Origin of the sequence: Micromonospora sp. WMMA1363, from assembly GCF_030345795.1 — a bacterium.
GTDB lineage: Bacteria > Actinomycetota > Actinomycetes > Mycobacteriales > Micromonosporaceae > Micromonospora.
In genome coordinates, this window is sequence record NZ_JAUALB010000001.1 from 3,855,359 (window position 1) to 3,877,070 (window position 21,712).

Annotated in this window: 18 protein-coding genes and 4 pseudogenes; 12 read left to right on the forward strand and 10 right to left on the reverse strand. The window is 69.5% G+C overall.

What is annotated here, in order from left to right; translation table 11 throughout:
* The first annotated feature begins 153 nt into the window (after positions 1 to 153).
* On the forward strand, positions 154 to 1,587 hold the full coding sequence (locus tag QTQ03_RS17950) for an ISKra4 family transposase (RefSeq protein WP_289280660.1): 1,434 nt from the start codon (positions 154 to 156) through the stop codon (positions 1,585 to 1,587).
* 98 nt (positions 1,588 to 1,685) lie between these two features.
* Here QTQ03_RS17950 and QTQ03_RS17955 read toward each other — a convergent pair whose 3' ends face one another.
* Positions 1,686 to 2,402, reverse strand: coding sequence for a HalD/BesD family halogenase (locus QTQ03_RS17955; RefSeq protein ID WP_289280883.1), 717 nt, complete (start codon positions 2,400 to 2,402; stop codon positions 1,686 to 1,688).
* Between the two features lie 140 nt (positions 2,403 to 2,542).
* Between QTQ03_RS17955 and QTQ03_RS17960 the strand changes: the two genes are divergently transcribed.
* Positions 2,543 to 3,385, forward strand: a complete 843-nt coding sequence (locus QTQ03_RS17960; protein ID WP_289276277.1) for a transposase family protein — start codon at positions 2,543 to 2,545, stop codon at positions 3,383 to 3,385.
* Here QTQ03_RS17960 and QTQ03_RS17965 read toward each other — a convergent pair.
* The 3 genes and pseudogenes from QTQ03_RS17965 to QTQ03_RS17975 all read right to left on the reverse strand — a co-directional run.
* A pseudogene (locus tag QTQ03_RS17965) lies at positions 3,371 to 3,520 on the reverse strand (HalD/BesD family halogenase); the annotation flags it as partial. The gene QTQ03_RS17960 and the pseudogene QTQ03_RS17965 overlap by 15 nt on opposite strands.
* Before the next feature lie 565 nt (positions 3,521 to 4,085).
* Positions 4,086 to 4,871, reverse strand: coding sequence for an ABC transporter permease (locus QTQ03_RS17970; protein WP_289279063.1), 786 nt, complete (start codon positions 4,869 to 4,871; stop codon positions 4,086 to 4,088).
* Positions 4,872 to 4,933: 62 nt separating this feature from the next.
* Positions 4,934 to 5,644, reverse strand: a pseudogene (locus QTQ03_RS17975) (ABC transporter ATP-binding protein); the annotation flags it as partial.
* A 61-nt stretch (positions 5,645 to 5,705) separates the two neighbouring features.
* Between QTQ03_RS17975 and QTQ03_RS17980 the strand changes: the two are divergent.
* The 6 genes and pseudogenes from QTQ03_RS17980 to QTQ03_RS18000 all read left to right on the forward strand — a co-directional run bounded on the left by QTQ03_RS17980 (position 5,706) and on the right by QTQ03_RS18000 (position 9,835).
* Positions 5,706 to 6,482, forward strand: a complete 777-nt coding sequence (locus QTQ03_RS17980) for a TetR/AcrR family transcriptional regulator (protein ID WP_289279064.1) — start codon at positions 5,706 to 5,708, stop codon at positions 6,480 to 6,482.
* 176 nt (positions 6,483 to 6,658) lie between these two features.
* Positions 6,659 to 6,817: a hypothetical protein gene (locus QTQ03_RS17985; RefSeq protein WP_289279065.1), complete on the forward strand. Its 159-nt coding sequence runs from the start codon at positions 6,659 to 6,661 to the stop codon at positions 6,815 to 6,817.
* A 13-nt stretch (positions 6,818 to 6,830) separates the two neighbouring features.
* Positions 6,831 to 6,974: pseudogene (locus QTQ03_RS30360) on the forward strand (hypothetical protein); the annotation flags it as partial.
* A gap of 71 nt (positions 6,975 to 7,045) precedes the next feature.
* Positions 7,046 to 7,378, forward strand: coding sequence for an ETX/MTX2 family pore-forming toxin (locus QTQ03_RS30365; protein ID WP_353890635.1), 333 nt, complete (start codon positions 7,046 to 7,048; stop codon positions 7,376 to 7,378).
* A 364-nt stretch (positions 7,379 to 7,742) separates the two neighbouring features.
* Positions 7,743 to 8,444 (forward strand): response regulator transcription factor, encoded by a 702-nt coding sequence (locus QTQ03_RS17995; RefSeq protein WP_502889777.1) that lies wholly within the window; start codon positions 7,743 to 7,745, stop codon positions 8,442 to 8,444.
* A gap of 11 nt (positions 8,445 to 8,455) precedes the next feature.
* Positions 8,456 to 9,835, forward strand: a complete 1,380-nt coding sequence (locus QTQ03_RS18000; protein WP_289280884.1) for a sensor histidine kinase — start codon at positions 8,456 to 8,458, stop codon at positions 9,833 to 9,835.
* Between the two features lie 92 nt (positions 9,836 to 9,927).
* Here the strand turns inward: QTQ03_RS18000 and QTQ03_RS18005 are convergent, their stop codons facing one another.
* Positions 9,928 to 11,037, reverse strand: coding sequence for an acyltransferase family protein (locus QTQ03_RS18005; RefSeq protein WP_502889872.1), 1,110 nt, complete (start codon positions 11,035 to 11,037; stop codon positions 9,928 to 9,930).
* 713 nt (positions 11,038 to 11,750) lie between these two features.
* Here QTQ03_RS18005 and QTQ03_RS18010 point away from each other — a divergent pair.
* Positions 11,751 to 13,124 (forward strand): diguanylate cyclase, encoded by a 1,374-nt coding sequence (locus QTQ03_RS18010; protein WP_502889778.1) that lies wholly within the window; start codon positions 11,751 to 11,753, stop codon positions 13,122 to 13,124.
* A gap of 61 nt (positions 13,125 to 13,185) precedes the next feature.
* On the opposite strand, the gene QTQ03_RS18015 is transcribed toward QTQ03_RS18010, so the two are convergent.
* From QTQ03_RS18015 to QTQ03_RS18025, 3 genes are all read right to left on the reverse strand, one after another.
* Complete coding sequence (locus tag QTQ03_RS18015; protein ID WP_289279069.1) at positions 13,186 to 13,770, reverse strand: GNAT family N-acetyltransferase; 585 nt, start codon at positions 13,768 to 13,770, stop codon at positions 13,186 to 13,188.
* A gap of 62 nt (positions 13,771 to 13,832) precedes the next feature.
* Entirely contained in the window at positions 13,833 to 14,894 is a 1,062-nt protein-coding gene (locus QTQ03_RS18020; protein WP_289279070.1) for an aspartate-semialdehyde dehydrogenase, read from the reverse strand.
* Between the two features lie 4 nt (positions 14,895 to 14,898).
* The gene (locus QTQ03_RS18025; RefSeq protein ID WP_289279071.1) at positions 14,899 to 16,164 is read right to left on the reverse strand and encodes an aspartate kinase; all 1,266 of its coding nucleotides are present in this window, start codon (positions 16,162 to 16,164) and stop codon (positions 14,899 to 14,901) included.
* 222 nt (positions 16,165 to 16,386) lie between these two features.
* Here QTQ03_RS18025 and QTQ03_RS18030 point away from each other — a divergent pair, with 222 nt between their 5' ends.
* The 3 genes and pseudogenes from QTQ03_RS18030 (at position 16,387) to leuA (ending at position 19,808) form a co-directional block, all read left to right on the forward strand.
* The gene (locus tag QTQ03_RS18030) at positions 16,387 to 17,196 is read left to right on the forward strand and encodes a hypothetical protein (protein ID WP_289279072.1); all 810 of its coding nucleotides are present in this window, start codon (positions 16,387 to 16,389) and stop codon (positions 17,194 to 17,196) included.
* Positions 17,197 to 17,279: 83 nt separating this feature from the next.
* Positions 17,280 to 17,844, forward strand: a pseudogene (locus QTQ03_RS18035) (nitroreductase family protein).
* A 209-nt stretch (positions 17,845 to 18,053) separates the two neighbouring features.
* On the forward strand, positions 18,054 to 19,808 hold the full coding sequence (gene leuA / locus QTQ03_RS18040) for a 2-isopropylmalate synthase (RefSeq protein WP_289279073.1): 1,755 nt from the start codon (positions 18,054 to 18,056) through the stop codon (positions 19,806 to 19,808).
* A 61-nt stretch (positions 19,809 to 19,869) separates the two neighbouring features.
* Here the strand turns inward: leuA and QTQ03_RS18045 are convergent, their stop codons facing one another.
* Positions 19,870 to 20,073: a DUF1737 domain-containing protein gene (locus tag QTQ03_RS18045; protein ID WP_289279074.1), complete on the reverse strand. Its 204-nt coding sequence runs from the start codon at positions 20,071 to 20,073 to the stop codon at positions 19,870 to 19,872.
* A gap of 112 nt (positions 20,074 to 20,185) precedes the next feature.
* A complete protein-coding gene (locus tag QTQ03_RS18050; protein ID WP_289279075.1) occupies positions 20,186 to 21,667 on the reverse strand; it encodes an MFS transporter in 1,482 nt (493 codons plus the stop codon).
* Between the last annotated feature and the right edge of the window lie 45 nt (positions 21,668 to 21,712).

The following is a 21,712-nucleotide window of genomic DNA, read 5'->3' on the forward strand; positions in this document are numbered from 1 at the left end:
GATGTGTTACTGGTTGTGATGGTGAAAGGGATCCTCCCGCTATGTTCGTCGGTTGCGAGACACGAACATCAGCAAAGAGGGAGCCCGGTGCAAGAGTACGCATCCGAGACGGCGGACGATGCTTTCGCCGGCTCATCCGTGCGGTTCGGCGCGATGGTGGACTTCCTGTCCGGTGAGCATGCGGCGGGGATGACTCACGCCGAACTGGAGGAGCGGCTGCATACCGATGGCATGCGGTTGCTGTGTCAGTTGTTGCAGGACAGTCTGGATCTTCGTGCCAGTCGGGAGGAACGGCTCGACGAGGTGACCGACGCCGATAGCCATCTGCGGGGGTGGGCCGAGCGGGGGCGGCAGCGGACGCTGGCCACCCGGTTCGGTGAGGTGGTGGTGACGCGTATCGCCTACCGGGCGCGGGCGCGGGCCGATCTGAACCCGGCGGACGCGGTGTTGAACCTGCCCGTGGAGAAGCACTCGCATGGACTGCGCCGGTTGGCCGCGGCCGAGGCGGCCCGCGGCTCGTTCACCGACGCGGCGGCCGCGATTGAGCGGGCCACCACGGTGCGTATCGGGAAACGGCAGGTCGAGGCGTTGGCCGCCGCAGCGGCGATAGATGTGGATGCCTTCTACACCGCCCACGCCCCGGACTGGTCGGCCGATGATGATGTGCTGGCGTTGTCCTTCGACGCCAAAGGGGTGGTGATGCGCCCCGACGGGCTCCGCGCGGGCACCGCCAAGGCCGCGGTCAGCCAGAAACTGGCCGGCCGCCGGTCCAAGGGCGAGAAACGCAACCGCAAGCGGATGTGCGAGGTCGCCGCGGTCTTCGACGTGACCGGCAAGCCGCGCACCATCGCCGACATCCTGCCCGAGGACCCCGAAGCGGCCCAAACTGCTACCCCGGCGCCGGTCACCTCCGGCAAGTGGCTGCACGCCAGCGTGACCGACGACGCCGCGGCGGTGATCGCCGCCGGGTTCGCCGAGGCCGACCGCCGCGACCCCGACCACGCTCGGACCTGGATCGCCCTGGTCGACGGCAACACCCACCAGATCGACCGGATCCACGCCGAGGCCAAAACCCGCAAGATCACCTTGCCGGTTGTTGTGGACTTCATCCACGTCATCGAGTACCTCTGGAAGGCCACCTGGTGTTTCCACCCGGAGGGCGACCCGAACGCCGAACGGTGGGTCCGCGCCCAGGCCCGGCAGGTGTTGGCCGGACGGGCCGGCATAGTCGCCGCAGCCATCCGACGCAAGGCCACCTACCACGGCCTGGACCCCGGCAAACGCAAACCCGCCGATGTCGCCGCCGCCTACCTGCTGGCCAAAAAACCGTACCTGGACTACCCGACCGCGCTGGCCAACGGGTGGCCGATCGCCACCGGGGTGATCGAAGGCGCCTGCCGCCACCTGGTCAAAGATCGTATGGACGTCACCGGCGCTCGCTGGGGCCTCGACGGCGCCGAAGCAATCCTCAAACTCCGCACCCTGATCAGCAACGGCGACTTCGACCAGTACTGGACCTGGCACCTGGCCCAGGAACAACAACGCATCCACAACAGCCGCTACCTCGGCGGTGCCATCCCACAATAGACGATCACCTCAGAGGAGCCGCACCCTATTGCGTGTGGCTGCCGCCGAGCGAACTTTTCCAGTCCGGTCGAAACGCACGGGGCGACTCCTCGCGATTACTAATCCAGCAACTGGTCGACTCGCACGGCATTGCGCTCGGCGTCGCGGTGCGCGGGCAGGACCCGGCCGAACAGCTGCCGCGTACGGGCGGCGCTGCCCGTCACGCCGGGGCGTTCGGAGTAGGCGAAGATCGCCGAGTGCCGGGCGGTGGAACCGCGCACCGCGCTCACCCGGTGCAGCGCGTACCGGCCTTTGAACAGCTGGAGGTCACCAGGGCGCAGGGCCAGGGCCCGCACCGGTGAGCGGTCGGCGCCGGTGAGCACCGAACGGACGGCGCCGAAGTTCTCCGCGCCCGCCGAACGGATGTTCGGGCAGTACTCGAAGACGCCGCCCTCCTCCGGTTCCTGGGTCAGCATGCTGACGGTGAACTCGTTGGTGTCGAAGTGCCACGGGTGCTCCATGCCGGGCTGCACGACGTTGAGCACCAGGCCGGACAGCGGGTCGGCGAGCTCGTGCAGGTCCGGGAGTTCGAAGCAAGCGGCGACGAAGCGCACGAACGACGGGTCGATGTAGAGCCGGTGGATGACACTGTCGGTGGGGATCCGGTCGCGCGGGACGAACGCGTTGCCGCGATGCATGACGATGCGGCCTGGGTGCTCGGCCGGCAGGTCGTCGATCTCGATGTTGTAGACGTTGGTTTCCTCAACGTCGTAGTACGCCAGTGGGGCAACCCCGACGCCCTCCCGCCGCAGCGCCTCCCGTCTGCTCGGCACAATGAGCTGATCTCAGCGACGCGAATGTGTTGATTGGTACGACACGGGCGAACCGGGTCACGCCGGACGGTGCTGGAAGTGGGCGTGGAGCCATCGATAGACAGGTCTTTGCGACAAGATCCACGTCTTCGAGAGGGCTCCACGTGATTGCCTATCGTGCCATGGTCGACGTCCCCAGGGAACTCGTGCAGTACCTCGGCCGGCTGCTTGCCGCGCAACGCCGAGCCAAGGGGACACGGCGCGACACCCGCGCGTTGACCTGCTTCTACCAGGCACTCCTGGTGCTCGTCTGGTTCCGCAAAGGCGAGGACGCGACCCTGCTGGGCGCCGGGTTCGGCATCTCCCGGGCCACTGCGTACCGGTATATGGCCGAGGGTGTCGCAGTGTTGGCCGCGCAGGCCCAGGATCTACACACAGCCCTGCGCCGGGTCGCCGACGACGGCTGGTCGTACGTGATCCTGGACGGAAAGCTGTTCGACTGCGACCGGGTGGCCGAGACCACCCTCAGCGTCAAGGGCGACACGATCGACGCCTGGTATTCCGGCAAGCATCGTGACTTCGGCGGAAACGTTCAAGCGGTCATGCGCCCGGACGGCCTGCCGGTGTGGACCTCCGCGGCGATGCCGGGGCATCTGCACGATCTGACCTGCGCCCAACAGCAGGGCATCACGGCTGCCCTGAACTGGGCCGCCTCCGAACTCGACCTGCCTACCCTGGCCGACTCCGGTTACGAAGGCGCAGGTCAAGGCGTCAAAGTCCCGGTCAAGCAGCCCACCGACGGGCAGCGGCTCGCTCCCGACAACCGCGCCTACAACCGGCTGCTACGCGGACTGCGCTGGCAGGGCGAACGCGGCTTCGCGATCCTGGTCGGACGCTGGAAAACCCTCCGGCATACCACCGCCAGCCCACACCGGATCAGCGACATCCTCGCCGCCGCACTCCACCTGACCCATTTCGAGTACAAGTACCTACCGCAAAGTCGCTGAGATTACTTCAATGAACTCCGCCAGCACGCTGCATCCGAGTTCGCGCAGTTCGGTGCGCGTTCGGGAAACGATGCGCTCCCATGCGTCGCTTCCCGGGTCGGCCAGTGGATAGCGCGCGGTGTCCACGATGTCCATTTGGACGGATCCCTTCTTCAATGGTGGCGACATGAAGAATCGTGGAATCCTAACAAGATTGACCCGCGGCTAGCTCGATGATGGTTACGTTCTTCACAGCGCCGCGGCCCGCTGGACCAGCCCGGCTACCGGTAGTCCGCCCCGGGACCGGCCCCGTCAGCAGGTCAACGTGGGCTCACCTCCACAACTGACGTGTCATCGATGGTCGATGTCTTGGAGCAACATGTTCCAGACATGTGCTACCTTCCCGCCGGCGCGCTCTGGGAGCTGCTTCCAATGGGGGTCCGCGAGCCCCGAGGGGCCCGCGAGTACCGCTGCGTCGCCGTCAACGCTGCATCGCCATCAACGTGGGCTCCAGGCCCGCGGTCGTGGTGAGCGACCACGCCCGGCAGACGAGGGCCAACCACCCGGCCATCTACCCGCACGCGGCGTCAACAGACGTGACCGGGCCTGGAACCAGATCCAGGCCACCATCCCGTACCAGGTCCCGGCCGGCCCCACCGTGATCGACGGCATCACCCGCGGCCCGCATCAGAGCTTCGGGCGAACTCGAACGGCTACCTGCTCAGCGCCCCAGGTCGCGATATCGCCGCACCGCCAACGGCAGGAAGATCGCAGTTAGTACCGCTGGCCAGACGAGCGCGAGGAGCACCGAGTGCCCCACGGCCCAGCCGTCGGCATTCCAGGTCGGGTTGCCGAACAGCTCCCGGATTGCCGTGGCGGTGGCGGACAGCGGGTTCCACGTGCTGATGGCGCCGAGCCAGCCCGGCATCGTGTCCGGCGATACGAACGCGCTGGATAGGAATCCGACCGGCCACACCAGGACCTGGACTGCGACGGCCGACTCCGGGGTCTTCAACAGCAACCCGAGGTAGATGCCAACCCAGGTGAAGGCGATCCGCAGCCAGAGCAGCAGACCGAGGCCCGCCAGCGTGAGCGGTAGGCCGCGGTGAGTTGTCCAGCCCACCAGGAGCCCGGTCATGATCATCACAGCGAGACCGGCCGTGGCGTTGAGCAGGTCGGCCGCACTGCGCCCGGCGAGGATGGCTGGGGTTGTGACCGGCATGGCCCTGATCCGTTCCGTGACGCCCTTCGCGGTATCGGTCGTGACGGCCACGACCATGCCCTCCAGCCCGAAAAGCATGGTCATCGCGAGCGTGCCGGGGATGAAGAAGTCCATGTAGTGCCCGTCCGGTACGGCCATGGCGCCGCCGAAGAGGTAACCGAACATGAGGACGACGAGGACCGGGAACAGCAGCCCGAGGGCGATCGAGACCGGTCGGCGTCGCCAGTGCCGCAGGATGCGTCCGGTCAGGGTGGCGGCGTCGCGTGCCGTCGACAAGGTGGTCATGACGTGCGCTCCGGCGTCTGGGTGAGGTGAAGGAAGACCTCGTCGAGGGTTGGCTTGCGGGTGACGGTTTCGACCCGATCGGGTCCAACTTTGGCTTTCAGCTCGTCTGGCGTTCCGTCGGCTACGACGCGGCCGGCGTCGATGACGGCGATCTGGTCGGCCAGTTGGTCTGCCTCCTCCAGGTACTGGGTTGTCAGCAGAACGGTGGTCCCGGCACCGACGATGGACGTGATGGTTGCCCAGACCTCGATGCGGGCGCGGGGATCCAGGCCGGTGGTCGGTTCGTCGAGGAACAGCACCGGCGGGGAGAGGATGAGGCTGGTAGCCAGGTCCAGGCGTCGACGCATGCCACCGGAGTACCCCGAGACCGACTGGTCGGCGGCAGCGGTCAGGTCGAACTGCTCAAGGAGTTCGGCGGCCCGCTCGCGGGCTGTGCCCGTGGGCAGGTGATACAGCTTGCCGAACAGCACCAGGTTTTCTCGGCCACTGAGGATCTCGTCCACGGAGGCGTTCTGGCCGACCAGGCCGATCCGGTAGCGCACGGACGCGGGATCGGTCAGGACGTCGCGGCCAGCCACGCTGATCCGGCCGCGGTCCGGATGCAGCAGGGTCGTCAGGACCCGTACCGCCGTGGTCTTTCCGGCGCCGTTCGGCCCGAGTAGCCCGCAGATGGTGCCGGCCCGAACGGTGAGGCTGAACCCGTCGAGAGCTGCCTTGTCTCCGTAGTGCTTGTGTACATCTTCGGCTCGGATGGCCATATCTTCGTACGCCATACGAAGAAGCGTAGCACAAATTCCGTACGGCGTACGACACAGGCTTCGTATGATGGTGGTCATGGAGATCAGCGGCAGTGACGATCCGGCGCGGACGGTCGAGATGCTGTGGGGCACCCGGCAACTCCCGCGGCGGGGGCCCAGGCACGCGCTGACCAGCGCGCAGGTGATTGCCGCCGCGGTGGAGATCGCCGACGGGGACCAGGACCTCGCCACACTGTCGATGCGCCGGGTCGCGGAGTCACTCGGCGTGGGCACGATGTCGCTGTATACGTATGTCACTTCGCGAGAGGAACTCGTCCAAGGCATGCTCGACGCTGTATACGGGGAAGCGGTCCGCGAACTGGGCGACCGGGGAGACCAGCCCTGGGCGGACGCGCTACGTCGGGTCGCGCACGTCAACTGGGACCTGAGTATGCGTCACCCGTGGGTCCTGCAGGTATTCACCGGCCGCCCACCGCTGGGACCGAACACGATAGCCAAATACGAGCGGGAGCTGGCTGCAGTCGACGGGATAGGCCTGACCGACATCGAAATGGACGCGGTCGTCACGCTCGTGCAGACCCACGTCGAGGGAATCGCCCGCCGCAGAATCGAGGCGGAGCGGGCTGTGCGGCGCACTGGCATCACCGACCAGCAATGGTGGGAAAGGGTCCAGCCAACCATGGCGGAAGTCTTCACCCCGGCCGACTTCCCGATCGCGGCGCGCGTCGGCCAGGCCGCCGGCGAGGCACACCAGGCGGCCCACAGCCCTGAGCACGCGTACGCCTTCGGCCTGGACCGGCTCATCCAGGGAATTGCCGAGCTGGTCAACGACGAGGATCGCCCGAGAGCCTGAGAGGACCAGCCCTTCGGGTCGATGCCACCGTCACCGCCGCGACCGAGTCACTCCTCGATGGTGGTAGTGGGCGACCCGAAATGAGCGCCGTGACCTGACAGCAATTCTCACGGCTCGCCATATTCACGGTGATCCAGAAACGGCAACCTGGAGGTAGCGTGTCAAGGATTTCCCGGATGGTCGGCTGCGCGTTGGGCGGGGGGATGTCCCTGCTGCTGATCGCGGCGTCGCCGGCGTCGGCGTCGGTGGTCATCACCGACCTCAACTCCACCCTCGAAACACAGCTTCGGCACATACTGACGAAGCCAGCAGCAGCGGGCTTTCAAGTCGATTGATGCCAAACCGACGATGAGCGGGACCGCGGTCACCCCGGTCGGCAAGCCGAACGTCAACCAGGTCACGCCGTTCTTCGTGGGCACGGCAGCACTGGACAACCCCGACGACATCAAGCAGCTGCTGACGAGTCAGCCCATGTCGAAAGAACTCACTACCGGCACCACCACCGTCACCACGGGCTTCTCCAGCTCCGCCAAGGTGTCCGTGACGTTGAAATCTCGGAGGTGGTGGGCCTCGGCGCGGACGTCACGAACACGATCTCCTACTCGGATGCGGTCTCGAGGACCGCTACGACGAAGGACACCTGCACCCTCCCCTCGCAGAAGATCGAGGTTCCGGCGCGGACGCGCGCCTGCGTCTACGGCAGCCTCGTCGGCAAGCGGGCCGTCGGGAACCTGGCCTTGCACACCAAGATCACGGGAAACGCGGACGTCCTTACCCGACCCCACGTCGTCGCCAATCTTCAACATCGTCGATGTAGCCCAGTCGCGGGGCGGCCCCGCGCTCTCGCCGGGATTCTCACTGAACCGCTCCACCAAGTCCCTGGACTTCACGGGTAACGCCACGTATGACTCGATATACGGCACGCACTACGACCTGACCTGGAAGTATTTCCCGCTCGGGACCCTCTGCCCGGAGACGGCACCGTCCGTCACCACGTCCGGGGACGCACCGGCCGACGCGTCGGCGGAGGCACCGGGCGCGGGAGTGGTCCACCGGTACACGATCCCGCTGGACGGCACGGTCCACTGACGGAGGCGTCGGACCGGCGGTGACTCCGGCAGGATCCGCACAGCTGATGGAACAGTCACCGGCGGACAGAACCCCGGGCGTCCGCCACGACGGCCCGGGGTTTCCGCATCCTGGTGTCTCACCGGAGATCAGGATGAGGTGGCTCCGGTCAGACGAGTGTGGCAAGGTCCCATGGTGCCCATGCCCACGATCCTCGTCGCGGAGGACGACCCCGCCATCCGCCGCGCAGTCGAGCAGTCCCTGCTGCTTGAGGGTTACCAGGTCGTCGCCGCGGGTGACGGCCTTGAAGCCGTCGCCGCGGTCCGCCGGGACAACCCGGATCTGCTCGTTCTGGACATGATGATGCCCGGTCTTGACGGCCTCGCGGTGTGCCGGGTCCTGCGGGCGCAGGGGGACCGGACGCCGATTCTCGTGCTCACCGCCCGAACCCTGGTCTCCGACCGCGTGGCTGGACTCGACGCCGGCGCCGACGACTACCTCGTCAAGCCCTTCGAGCCGGAGGAACTCCTGGCCAGGCTGCGCGCCCTGCTGCGCCGGGCGGCCCCGGGCGTCGGCCCGGACAACCCTGCCGGAGATCAGCTGGAAACAGCCGGTGTGCGGCTCGACCCATCCGCGCGCCGGGCGTGGCGGTGCGGCGCGGAGATCACCCTGTCGCGGACGGAGTTCGACCTGCTTGAGTTGCTGATGCGCAACCGCGGGGTGGTGCTGGACCGCGCCACGATCCACGAACGCATCTGGGGCTACGACTTCGGCGCCGGTTCGAAAAACCTGAGCGTCTTCATCAGCTACCTGCGACGTAAGCTGGCCCACCCGAACGCACCCGAGATCATTCACACCGTCCGGGGCGTCGGATACACGATCCGCGCGTCGTGACTCCCCGCTACCTGGCCAGACCCAGTCTGCGTCTGACCTTCTCCCTACTGTTCGCCTCGGTAGCGGCACTGGTCGCCGTCGGCGTGGGCGCCCTGAGCTACGGTCTGGCGTCCACGTTGATCTGGCGGGAGACCGACGACCACTTCGACCGCGCGGCCGAGACCGTGGCGGAATTGACGATCGACGCCGGCGATCTGACGCCGGAGGACCTGGCCGAGCCGGACGAGTACGAGGTCAATCTCGGTGACCTCCTCGCCGGATCCGACACACTGATCGGCCAGATCCTGGGCCCCGGAGGGCAGGTGGTCGACGAGGGCTACCCCCGGCCGCTTCCGGTGTCGTACACCGATCGAACGGTGGCCGCGTCCGAGGAACCGGGGCGTACCAGGATCAGCGAGGCAGAAGTTGACGGCACCCGGGTACGGATCATCACGGTCTCACTCGGCGGGGGGCGCGGAGCCATCCAGGTGGCACAGCAGCTGAGCGAGGTGGACGGGCTGCTCACGAGCCTCAGGACCAGAATCATGGCGGTCGGCGTCGCGGTCTCGGTGGCGGCCGGGGTGTGCGGCTGGTTCGTCGCGGGTCGGGTGACCCGTGGGCTCGTCCGGCTGACCCGGGTGGCGGAGGAGGTGGCCCTCACCGGACGGCTGGACCTTCCCGTGCCGGCGGGCGGGCGGGACGAGGTCGGCCGCCTCGGTGCGGCCTTCGACACGATGTTGGGTCAGCTCGCCCGGTCCAAGGACGCCCAGCAGCGGCTGGTGCAGGAGGCGGGCCACGAGCTGCGTACCCCGCTGACGAGCTTGCGGACCAACATCGCTCTGCTGCACCGCTTCGACGAGTTGCCGCTCGCCGCCCGCGGTCCGCTGCTGACCGACCTCACCGTGGAGTCCCGGGAACTGATCAATCTGGTCAACGAGTTGGTGGAGCTTGCCACGGACACCCGGGAACTGGAGGCGGCCGAGCCCGTCGACCTCACGGAAATCGCGGAGAAGGTTGCTCAGCGGTTTCGAACCCGCTCCGGCCGGGAGATCATCGTACGGGCCGACGCCGCCGCCGTCACCGGCCGGCCACAGGCCCTGGAACGAGCCCTCGCCAACCTGGTGGAGAACGCCACCAAGTTCGATTCCTCCGGAGGCCCGGTGGAGATCGTGATCCGCAGGGGTCGCGTCGAGGTGCGGGACCGTGGCCCCGGGGTGCCGGATCTGCCGGAGGGCCGGCTCTTCGACCGCTTCTACCGCGCTCCCGAGGCCCGGCGCATGCGAGGCTCGGGGCTGGGGCTGGCGATCGTACGGGATGTGGTGACAGCACACGACGGAACGGTGTTCGCCCGCAACCGCGAAGGCGGAGGCGCCGTGATCGGCTTCGAGCTGCCGGAACGCTGGCCCGACTGAGCCCGACCGCTCGTGGTGCCGGCTTGCCGGTCGCCGACCACGCTGTGGCCCGTGTGGAAAGGGACTCCCGATCCGGTCGGCCCGCGAGCCCCTCACCCGCGTGCCGGGTGCAGCTTCCGGCCCCCGCCCAGCAGCGACGGACGCCTGCGGGCAGCGAGATCCTCGACCCACCCGAACGCGCACGCCGCGACCAGGACCAGCAAGAACTCCACGCAGATCAGGGCCACCGCCGCCGGCATGGGCCATCCGGCGAACACGCCACCCTCGGCGAGCGACCAGACCAGGGGCAGCAACGGGTAGTGCCAGAGATAGACGGTCACCGCACGAGCATTCACCCGGTCGGTCAACGCGCGGAGTCGAGGAGACCGGTCGACCAGCCCGGCACCCGGCCGGAAGCGCAGAAGCACCACCGCGAACGCGAGGGAGAGCAGGGTGTTCAGCACCAGGTTGTCGTAGAGGCTGAGGGAGCCGAACTCGATCTCTTCCGCTGCCCGGTACGTCCACCACAGACCGGTGGCCGCCAGCGCGGCGGCCAGGAGCACGGTTACCCGGCCGTTCATCCGGGACAGCAGACCGTCGTGGTGGGCGAACCCGATCAGCCAGCAGGCCAGATAGACGACGAAACTGCTCAGCAGCCCCTCCGAGCCGCCCAGCATCGAGCTCAGGACCCCCTCGGAACTCAGGACCCCCTCGCCTTCGGCGGCCCACAGGTCGAGGACAACCACCCCGCACACCGCCACGGCCAGCACCGCCCAGGGGCTCAGCCGGAACACGCGCAGCAACACGGGTGAGAGCAGCACGAACCACAAGTACGCGCGCAAGTACCACAGGACTCCGGTGAAGGCGTCGCCCAGCTCGGACCCGTTGGAGGGCGGATCACCGACCGGAAGGATCCAGTAGAGGTACTGCCACGTCGGGAGGAAGGGCTCGTCCGTCCCGCGCGCCTCCCACCACATCAAGGGTACGGCGATCAGCGCCACCATCCACAGTGGCGGCAACAGCCGGCGCAGCCTCCCGCGAATGACCCGTGTGGTTCCCTTCCGGCGATCGAGGGACGCGGCCATCAACGATCCGCCGAGCGCGAACATGATTCCCATGGACGGGAAGACCAATGTCATCCAGGGAGCCCCGACGGTGTGCAGCACGACCACGCGCAGGATGGCGACGCCCCGCAGGAGGTCGAGGTAGCGGTCACGTCCCACCGCTGACGCGGGGACCGGAGGGGTGGACGCGTCCTTCCCCTCGTCGCCGGTCAGCGGGGAACCTTTCCCGGTGTAGAGCACAGAAGTCTTCCTCACTCGGTGAATCCCACAGGGGCAGCGCCCCCACGATGGCCGCGCCAGGTGAAGGCACGTTTGGAGGAAGTCAAGAAGTCGGTAAGAACCCCGACCGCAGCGGGCGGCGCTGCCCGATGCCCCACCGCCGCGGGACGTTCCCGGCGGCACCCGGCCGTCGATACGGCCCCGAGTCATCTTCCCCGCACGCCGACGGGACAGCGCTCGGCGACGATCCTGGATACCGTGACGTCGCGGGCTGGAGCCCAGCGCCCACGGATTGTCCACGACGGCGGTATTCCTGGCAGGAATAAATATGCGTGGCCGGAATACCGCTCGAGGACGGGTGCCCCAACATGACCAAGGGTGATCGGCAGTCCGCACCGGAAGCCGCACGTCGTGCCGCGGCGCGACCACCTACCAGCCACGCTGTCGCCACGGGGCGCGACGCGGGCCCGGCCCCGGGGAACGCACCGGCCGGCCACGCCAGAGATCGCACGTGTGTACGAACTGGGCAGCACCCGCGCCGCGCTCGCTACCCTTGGTCTCGCGACCCGGCACCCGCCGGGCCCCTGCCGACCTGGGACGACGTACGAGTGGATCACCAGCGAGTCATCCGTGACGTCACGGTCCGACTGCCGATGGCGTCGACCGCTGCCGAGGCGTGCCAATGGACCGTCACCGCACTGGCCCGGTACACACCGGCCACCATCTCAGTGCTACTCCAGGTCCACGACAGGCTACGCTGCATCGCGGCCACCGGATCCTGGCAGGTCTACTCGACCGTCCCGCCGGCCACCGGCATCGTCGGGCGGGTCTACGCGTCCGGCCGCGCCGCTGTCATTCCGGCCGTGACGGCGGACCCGGGCTCCATCCCGGTACACCCCGACGCCAAGAGCGAGCTCTGCGTACCGGTCCCGGATCCGAGCGGCCGTTCGATCGGCGTCCTCGACCTCCAGTGGAGCGGGCCGGCCGACCTGGCAGCCTGGCGGGACACGGCGGAACGTCTGGCGGCCCGGCTCGGGGCACGGATCGTCGCGCTCGGCGGGCCGCCGGCCGAGAGCCGCAGCGAGAAACTACTCCGGCATGCCGCCGCGCTGGCCTCCGCGCCCACCGAGTGGGACCTGATGCACGCGGCGATCACCGCCGCCCGGGAGGTCTCGACACTCTCCGCAGCCGTCCTGGTCCTGGCCGACCAACGCGGCCCCCGGCTGGGCGCGCCCACGGCCGCGCCGGGCGAGTTGGAGTCCCGCATCCGGGCGGAGCTGGCCGAGTCCGGCCCCGATGCGCTCGGTCGGATGACCAGTCTCGCCCACCGGTACGGCGCCGGCTACACCCTCGGAGAGGCCGGCCACCCGCCGACCGCGGACCACACCCCGCTCACCCGTGCCGGGGCCCGCACCCTGGTGGTGGTGCCGGTGGGCCCACCCGACGGCGGCGGGCTGCTGCTGGTCGCCGATGAGCGGCTGCTGCGCCCCGACCCGACGACGGTCAACCTGGTGGAACTGCTCGCCAACCAGGCATGGAGCGCCCTGGACCGGCTGCGCGCGCTGGCCCGGCTCCGGGAGCAGGCCAGCTCCGACCCGTTGACCGGCTTGCGGCACACCGGGCCGTTCGGTCAGCGGATCGCCGCGGCGATCCCGGGGCGTACGGCCCTGCTCGCGATCGACGTGGACGGGTTCAAGAGCGTCAACGACACGTACGGTCACCAAGCCGGTGACCGGGTGCTGGTCGGCCTGGCCCGGGCGTTGGAGGGGGCGCTGCGGCACGGCGATGAGCTGTACCGGATCGGCGGCGACGAGTTCGTGGCGGTGATCGAGGTGAACCGTCCCGAGGAGGCCATTCGGATCGCCGAACGCCTGACCGTGGCGGCCCGGCGGATCGGCCGGACGATCAGCGTCGGCGTCGCCCTCCCCCACCCGGGCGAGTCACCCGACCGCACCCTCCGCCGCGCGGATCAGGCCCTCTACGCGGTCAAACGGTACGGCCGCGACGGTGTCCGCCTCGCCGCCTGAACGTGGCGCGCGGTGCGGCCCGTAGGGCCGTTCATGCCTCGGACCGCAGCCAGGTCCGCCGTCAGTCGGCGGACCCGCGCCGGGCGGCCCGCCACCGCTCCGGGTCCAGGGTCCGGCGGACTCCGGACATCGCCACGTGCGCGAGGTCGCCGCCCTGGGCCGCGCGGTCGAGCCGGCCGGCCGGCTCGAAGCCCAGTTTTTCCAGCACCCGGACGGACGGGTCGTTTTCCGGCACGGCGTCCGCCCGGATCTCCCGGATACCCGGCTGGGCGACGATGTGGTCCAGCAGCAGGGCTGCCGCCCGGGTAGCCACTCCCCGGCCCTGCCAGGCCGGCAGGACGGTGAAGTAGATCTCCACCACACCGGGTGTCTCGGTCGGGGCGGCGCCCAGCGATCCGAGGTAGCTGTCGTCGGCGGCGTCGGCGATCGTCAGGGAGACGACCTCCTCGTTCGTGCCGTACGACGAGATGACGTAGTCGAGCATGACCCGAGCGCCCTCGACCGTTTTCTGCTCCGGCGTGAATGCCATGTAACGGGTGGCATCGGGATCAGTCAGAAACCGTGCGAAGGCGGCCAGATCGGCAGGCTGGTGCGGTCGGATGACGATGCCACCGTCACGCGTCGGTGGCGGGCAGGTGAGGTGCACCTTCGCGGCTCCCGTTCGTTCGGTTGTACGAATAGCGGAGATCGTCCCCGCACCAGGAGCCGTCAGGCCCGGGCCAGTTCCGTGGCCAGGAGTTCGGCGATCTGGGCGGTGTTCAGAGCGGCGCCCTTGCGCAGGTTGTCGCCGGTGACGAAGAAGTCGAGGGCGCGGGGATCGTCGAGGGCGCGGCGGATTCGGCCGATCCAGGACGGGTCGGTGCCGACGGCGTCGATCGGCATCGGAAACTCACCTGCCAGCGGGTCGTCCACGAGGATCACGCCGGGCGCGTTGCGCAGCACCTCGCGGGCGCCCTCCGCGTCGACCTCGGTGGCGAAGACCGCGTGCACGGCCACCGAGTGCCCGGTCACGACCGGCACCTGGACGCAGGTCGCGGAGACCTTGAGGTCGGGCAGCGCGAGGATCTTGCGCGACTCGTCGCGCAGCTCCATCTCCTCCGACGAGGATCCGCCGTCGCCAGGCGATCCGGCCCAGGGCACCACGTTCAGCGCGAGCGGCGCGGGGAACGGGCCCAGTTCGTCGCCGACCGCCTGCCGGACGTCACCGGGGCGGGAGCCGAGCCCACGATCACCGGCGATCTTGCTGAGCTGGGTGTGCAGAGCATCCACACCGGCTTGACCGGCCCCGGAGACCGCCTGGTACGACGACAGCACCAACTCGCGCAGGCCGTACTCGCGGTGCAGCGGGGCGACCGCGACAATCATGGCGAGCGTCGTGCAGTTCGCGTTGGCGATGATGCCCCTGGGCCGGTTGCCGACCTGCTCGGGGTTGACCTCGGGGACGACCAGCGGGACGTCGCGGTCCAGCCGGAACGCGCCCGAGTTGTCCACCGCGATGGCACCCCGGCGCACCGCCACCGGCGCCCACTCGGCGGACACCTCGTCGGGCACATCGAACATCGCCACGTCGACGCCGTCGAACACCTCCGGGGTCAGCGCCTGGACGGTCAGCTCCTCGCCCCGGCAACGGATCAGCCGACCGACCGACCGGGCGGAGGCGATGAGCCGAATCCCTCCCCAGACGTTTCGGCGCCCGGTGAGCAGCTCGCACATCACCGTACCGACGGCACCCGTCGCCCCGACCACAGCCAGGGTGGGCAGCGACGCCACCGCGCTACCGCCCGGTCCCCGCGTACACCACCGCCTCGGTGTCGCCGCTGAGGTCGAAGGCTTCGTGGATGGCGCGCACGGCGGCGTCCAGGTCGGTGTCGCGGCACACCACGGACACCCGGATCTCCGAGGTGGAGATCATCTCGATGTTCACCCCGGCTTGGCCGAGCGCCGCGAAGAAGCCGGCGGCCACCCCGGGGTGCGATCGCATGCCGGCGCCGATCAGCGAGACCTTGCCGACGTGGTCGTCGTAGAGCAGACCCTTGAACTTGACCACGTCCTGGATCTTGCTGAGCGCAGCCATGGCGGTGGGGCCGTCGGTCTTGGGCAGGGTGAAGGAGATGTCCGTCCGGCCGGTGCCCTCGGTGGAGACGTTCTGCACGATCATGTCGATGTTGATCTCAGCCGCGGCGACCGTGTCGAAGATCCGCGCGGCCGCACCCGGCTCGTCGGGCACACCGACAATCGTGATCTTGGCTTCGCTGCGGTCGTGGGCGACCCCGGTGATCAGCGCCTGTTCCACGGAAAGGTCCTCCATCGATCCGGTGACCATCGTGCCGGTGTTGGTCGAGTATGACGAACGGACGTGGATCGGCAACCCCGCTCGGCGGGCGTACTCCACGCTTCGCAGGTGCAGGATCTTGGCGCCGCAGGCGGCCAGCTCCAGCATCTCCTCGTAGGTGATCTGCTCGATGTGCCGCGCGTTCGGCACGATGCGCGGGTCGGCGCTGAACACTCCGTCGACGTCGGTGTAGATCTCGCAGACATCCGCGTTCAGCGCGGCGGCCAACGCGACCGCGGTGGTGTCCGACCCACCGCGCCCCAGCGTGGTGACGTCCTTGGTGTCCTGTGAGACGCCCTGGAAGCCGGCGACGATGACCACCGCGCCCTCGTCGAGCGCGCCCTTGAGCCGCCCGGGCGTGACATCGATGATCCGCGCCCTGCCGTGCACCGAGGTGGTGATGACGCCGGCCTGCGAGCCGGTGAACGAGCGGGCTTCGTACCCCAGGTTGTGGATCGCCATGGCGAGCAGCGCCATGGATATCCGCTCCCCCGCGGTGAGCAGCATGTCCAGCTCGCGGCCCGGCGGCAGCGGGCTGACCTGGTTGGCCAGGTCCGTCAGCTCGTCGGTGGTGTCCCCCATCGCGGAGACCACCACCACGACGTCGTCGCCGGCCTTGCGGGCGGCGACGATCCGCTCGGCCACCCGCTTGATCCGCTCGGCGTTGGCGACGGAGGACCCGCCGTACTTCTGCACCACGAGTGCCACGACGGCGCACTCCCCTCCCAGTGACCCTGAGCGTGCCGACGCCGCCGGATGGGGGCCGGCGGCGCATGTCAGCTACGTTCAGCCTATCGGGCGGGCCGGTCTGCCGGGTCGGGTGATCCCACCATCCGGCCGAGGTGACAGGGGTCCGGTGGCGTACGACACGCCGGCCCGACCCCGCGGGCGGGAGCCCGAACCCGGGCCTGCACACCCGAGAATGGGCGGGTGCCCGTCCGCCTCCGCCCCGCCGTGCCCAACCGACACCCGGCGACGCCGCCCTGCCGGCGACTGACCGGTCCGCTCGCCCTGGCACTGCCGGCGCTCCTCGTCGTCTCCTGCGCCGCCGACCGGTCGGCTGCCCCACCGACGCCGGCGGCGCCGCTGCCCGGGGCGGGCGGGGCGGACACGGCGCGGGACGAGCTGGCCGCCCGGGCGGCGGCGGCCCAGGACCGCCATCTGGTCGCCAGCTACACGCTGCGTGCCCCGGGGGCTCCGGACCGGACGGTCCTGGTGACCACCGCCGCCGACGGCGGATGGCGGGTCGACGTGCCGGGGGGCGTGTCGGGCGGGGAAGTTGACGTATCACTCGCCGCGACCGGGGATGGACTTTTCCAGTGCGTCCTGCCGTCGGCCGGTCGCCCCGAGCCGGCCGGCTGCGTCCGGCTCGGGGACCCTGACGAGCCTGTGCCACACCGACTGGACCCCTGGGTCCAGCACCCGTTCACCGACTGGCTCGACGTGCTGACCGACCGCCGGTCGCCGTTGTCGGTGTCCTCCGCGCAGCCTCCGGCCGGCGCGGCCGGGAGCTGCTACTCGGTGGAGACCACCTCCGCGTCCGTGAACGCACCGCTGGACGTGGGGATCTACTGCTACGACGCCGACGGGACGCCCACCGCGGTCCATACGGCCGCCGGGGCGCTGACGCTGGCCGGGGCGCCCGCGCCCGGCCCGGTCAGCGTCCAGCTTCCGGGCCCGACGGTGGAGGGTGGACCCGCGGGGACGGCCGCGCCCGGGGCGAGCAACGGAACGCTCTAGCACTCTATCCGTTACGGGTGGTTCCGCCCACATTCATCCCCACCGTCACGGCCAGAAACCGCCTATAGGGGATAGTTAGCCCTATGCCCGACCTCACTCCGTTGCTCGCCTTCCGGTGGAGCCCCCGTTCCTTCGACCCGCGCACCGACCTCAATCCCGCCGAGATCGGTGTCCTTCTCGAGGCGGCCCGGTGGGGCGCCGTCGGCAGGCAACCGGCAGCCCTGGCGGTTCGCCGTCGGCCATCGGGACGACGAGACATGGAAGCGGATCATGGCCAACCTGTCGGAGCGCGACCAACGATGGGCCGGCCGCGCGTCGGCGCTGCTGCTCGCGGCGCACATCGCGCCGGATGCCGAGTCGTCCGGGTACGGGGCCTACGACCTCGGCCACGCGGTGGCGCACCTGACCGTGCAGGCGACCGCCCTCGGGCTACACGTGTGCCAGCTACGCGACCTGAACCGGGCTGGCCTCGCGGCCGACCTCGACCTGCCTGGGGACGTCCGGCCCGCCGTCGTGGTGGCGGTGGGTCGGCTCGGTGATCCGCTCAGCCTCCCCGCCGACCTGCTGGACTCGGAGTCCGGCCTGCGCCGCCGCCACCCCGTCGCCACGCTGCTGCTCTCCGGCGCCACCGCGAACTCGGTCTCATAGTGCGGACGATCCCTCCCGAAGGCCGCCCCACCACGTAGGGTGAGTCTGTCATGTGGCAGGCGCTTCTTCTCCTTGGTCGCCGCGACGAGGCCTGACGGCCGGCACCTCGTCGCGGGGTCGAACCGCGCGCCGCCCAGCACTTCCGATCTCTTCGGCACCACCGCGAACACTCGACTGCTGACGTCACATGACCACAGGAGCATTCCGTCATGGCTCACCCGACCGGCACCACCAACGCCGAAACCGATCCGATCGCACGGCAGCGGCCCAGCCGCATGCCCTACCACCGCTACCAGCCGTACCAGCGGCAGTTCCGCATCGACCTGCCGGACCGCACCTGGCCGACCCGGCACGTCGAGGCCGCCCCACGCTGGTGCGCCGTGGACCTCCGGGACGGCAACCAGGCCCTGATCGACCCGATGTCGCCGGAGCGCAAACGCCGGATGTTCCAGCTCCTGGTGGAGATGGGCTACAAGGAGATCGAGGTCGGCTTCCCCTCGGCCAGTCAGGCCGACTTCGACTTCGTCCGCCAGCTCATCGAGCAGGACCTGATCCCCTCCGACGTCACCATCCAGGTGCTCACCCAGTGCCGGGAACACCTGATCGACCGCACCTTCTCCTCGCTGCGCGGCGCTCGACAGGCCATCGTGCACTTCTACAACTCGACCTCCGCGCTGCAACGCCGGGTGGTCTTCGGGCTCGACCACGACGGCATCACCGACATCGCCGCCCAGGGCGCCCGGCTCTGCCAGAAGTATGCGGAGATCCACACCCCGAACACCGCAATCCACTACGAGTACTCACCGGAGTCGTACACCGGCACCGAGCTGGACTACGCGCTGGAGGTCTGCGCCAAGGTCATCGAGGTGGTCGACCCGACCCCGGACCGAAAGTTGATCGTCAACCTGCCGGCCACGGTCGAGATGGCAATGCCCAACGTGTACGCCGACTCCATCGAGTGGATGCACCGGCACCTGCCTCGACGGGACAGCCTGGTGCTGAGCCTGCACCCGCACAACGATCGGGGAACCGGGGCGGCCGCAGCCGAGCTGGGACTGCTGGCCGGCGCCGACCGCATCGAGGGTTGCCTGTTCGGCAACGGCGAGCGCACCGGCAACGTCGACCTGGTGACCCTCGGGCTGAACCTGTTCTCCCAGGGCATCGACCCCATGATCGACTTCTCGAACATCGACGAGATCAAGCGCACCGTGGAGTACTGCAACCAGCTGCCGGTGCACGAGCGCCACCCGTACGCGGGCGACCTCGTCTACACCGCCTTCTCCGGCTCCCACCAGGACGCGATCAAGAAGGGCCTCGACGCCCTGACGATGGACGCGGTAGCGGCCGGCGTGCCGATCGACGAGTACCCGTGGGCGGTGCCGTACCTGCCGATCGACCCGAAGGACCTGGGCCGCTCCTACGAGGCGGTCATCCGGGTCAACTCGCAGTCCGGCAAGGGCGGCGTCGCGTACATCATGAAAACCGAGCACCAGCTCGACCTGCCGCGCCGGCTCCAGATCGAGTTCTCCGGCGTGGTCCAGCAGGTCACCGACCACGACGGCGGCGAGGTCGACCCGCGTGCCATGTGGGAGATCTTCGCCGGGCAGTACCTGCTCGACCACCAGGCCGACCCGGCCGTCACGCTGACCGACTACACGATCGGCACCGTCGCGGGCAAGGTCGAGATCACTGCCCGCGTCGGTCACGGCGACCGGCAGCATGCCATCACCGCTGTCGGCAACGGCCCGGTCGACGCGTACGTCAACGCGCTTCAGTCACTCGGCGTCAGCGTCCGCGTGCTCGACTACCACGAGCACGCGCTCTCCTCCGGCGGAGACGCCCAGGCCGCGGCGTACGTCGAATGCGTGGTCGACGGCCGCACGGTCTGGGGCGTCGGCGTCGACGCCAACATCGTCACCGCCACCATCAAGGCGGTGACCAGCGCCGTCAACCGCGCCCACTAAGCCGAGGGAAAGGGTCCCCGGTCAACGCCTGGCGTACCGCAGGGACCCTTCCCCGCACTCGTCAGGCGGGCGCCACGCGTGGCTCGGCCGCACCGTCCCACACCACCGCCTGGGCGACGACCACCCGGTGGCCGTCGGTGGCCACCGACGGCGACCCGTGCAGTCGGTAGCCCTCGGCCAGCGCCTCGCTCACCCGGCGGCAGAAGTCAACGTCGTCGGGCCCGGTGAGCAGCCGGTACCGGAGCCGCTTGTCATGATCACTCATCAGACGACGGTAGCACCCACCCGGTGTGTTCGCCGCCCGGTGTGTTCGCCGCTCGCCGCTCGGGAGTGTCGACAGCGGACCCTTACGCTACCGCGGGCATCGATCCTGTCAATCACCTCGGCGGGGTGGACGCGGGGAGGGTGTGGCAGGGCTGGGAGGCGGGCGCCGCGCGGGGTGGCCGGTGGATGAGCAGGACGGCCAGCGCGGCGCCCGCCAGCAGCAGCCCCGCGCACCACACCATCGCGGACCGGTAGGCGCTGGTCAGCTCGGCCGGCTGCTCGTAGTCGGTGCCGGAGAGCCCGACCAGCAGCGGCAGTGCGGCCACCGCGAGCAGGCTACCGGCGCGCGAGGCCGCGTTGTTGAAGCCGCTCGCCACCCCGGCGAAACGGTCCCCCACCGCGGCCAGCACCGAGGCGGTCAGCGGCGCGACCACCAGGGTCAGCCCGACCCCGAAGAGGGTCACCCCGGGCACCACGTCCCACCAGTACGACGCGTCCGGCCCCGCGCCCCGCAGCAGCAACAGTCCGGCGGCGGCGATCGTCGGACCGACGGTCAGCGGCAGCCGCGGCCCGATCCGCGCCGACAGGGCGCCGGCCCTCGGTGACCCGATCAACAGCAGGATGGTCATCGGTAGAAGTGCGATCCCGGTGCGGAACGCCGACCAACCGACCACGTTCTGGAGGTAGACGGCGAGGAAGAACGTGAAGCCGCTGAGCGCCGCGTAGACCACCACCGTGAAGACGTTCAACACCGAGAAGAGCCGGCTGGTGAACAGCCCGGTCGGAAGCATCGCGGTGTCTCCCCGGCGCCGCTCCACCAGGACGAAGACCACCGCGCCGAGCACCCCGGCCAGGGCCGCCGACAGCACCGGCACCGAGCCGAAGCCCCGGGTGGGCGCGTCGATCAGGGTGTACGCGACGCCGGCCAGGGCGATCGCCCCGAGCAGCGCGCCGAGTACGTCGAAGCGACGCCGTCGACGACCGGTCCCCTCGGTCCGCGAGACGTCCTCGTCCCGACTCTCCGGCACCCACCGCATCGCGGCCAGCACCACCAGCACCGCCAACGGGACGTTGAGAAAGAAGATCCAACGCCAGGAGAGTGCGTCGATCAGCCAGCCGCCGACGAACGGGCCGAGCGCGGTGGAGACGCCGGAAAGCCCGGACCAGGCACCGATCGCCTTCCCCCGGTCGTCCGGATCGAAGCTGGCCTGGAGCACCGACAGCGATCCCGGGGTGAGCAGCGCGGCGCCCGCGCCCTGAAGGATCCGGGACGCGACCAACTGCCCGGTGTCCTGAGCCAGCCCGCAGAGCAGCGACGCGATGGTGAACCAGGCAACCCCGAGCAGGAACACCCGCCGCCGCCCGAAGCGGTCGCCGAGCGCGCCGCCGAGCAGGACGAACGCGGCGAGCATCAGCAGATACCCGTTGATCGTCCACTGCAGACCGGACACGGTGGCACCGAGGTCGGCACCGAGTCGGGGTAGCGCCACGTTGACCACGGTGGTGTCCAGGAAGACCATGCCTGAGGCGAGAACCGCCGCGAGCAGTGTGCCACGGCCTGGGGCGGTGCCCATCCGAAGGGCGGGTGCTGTCATGGCTCCCAATCTGCCGTGCACCATGAAGGGAGACGCTACGAAACG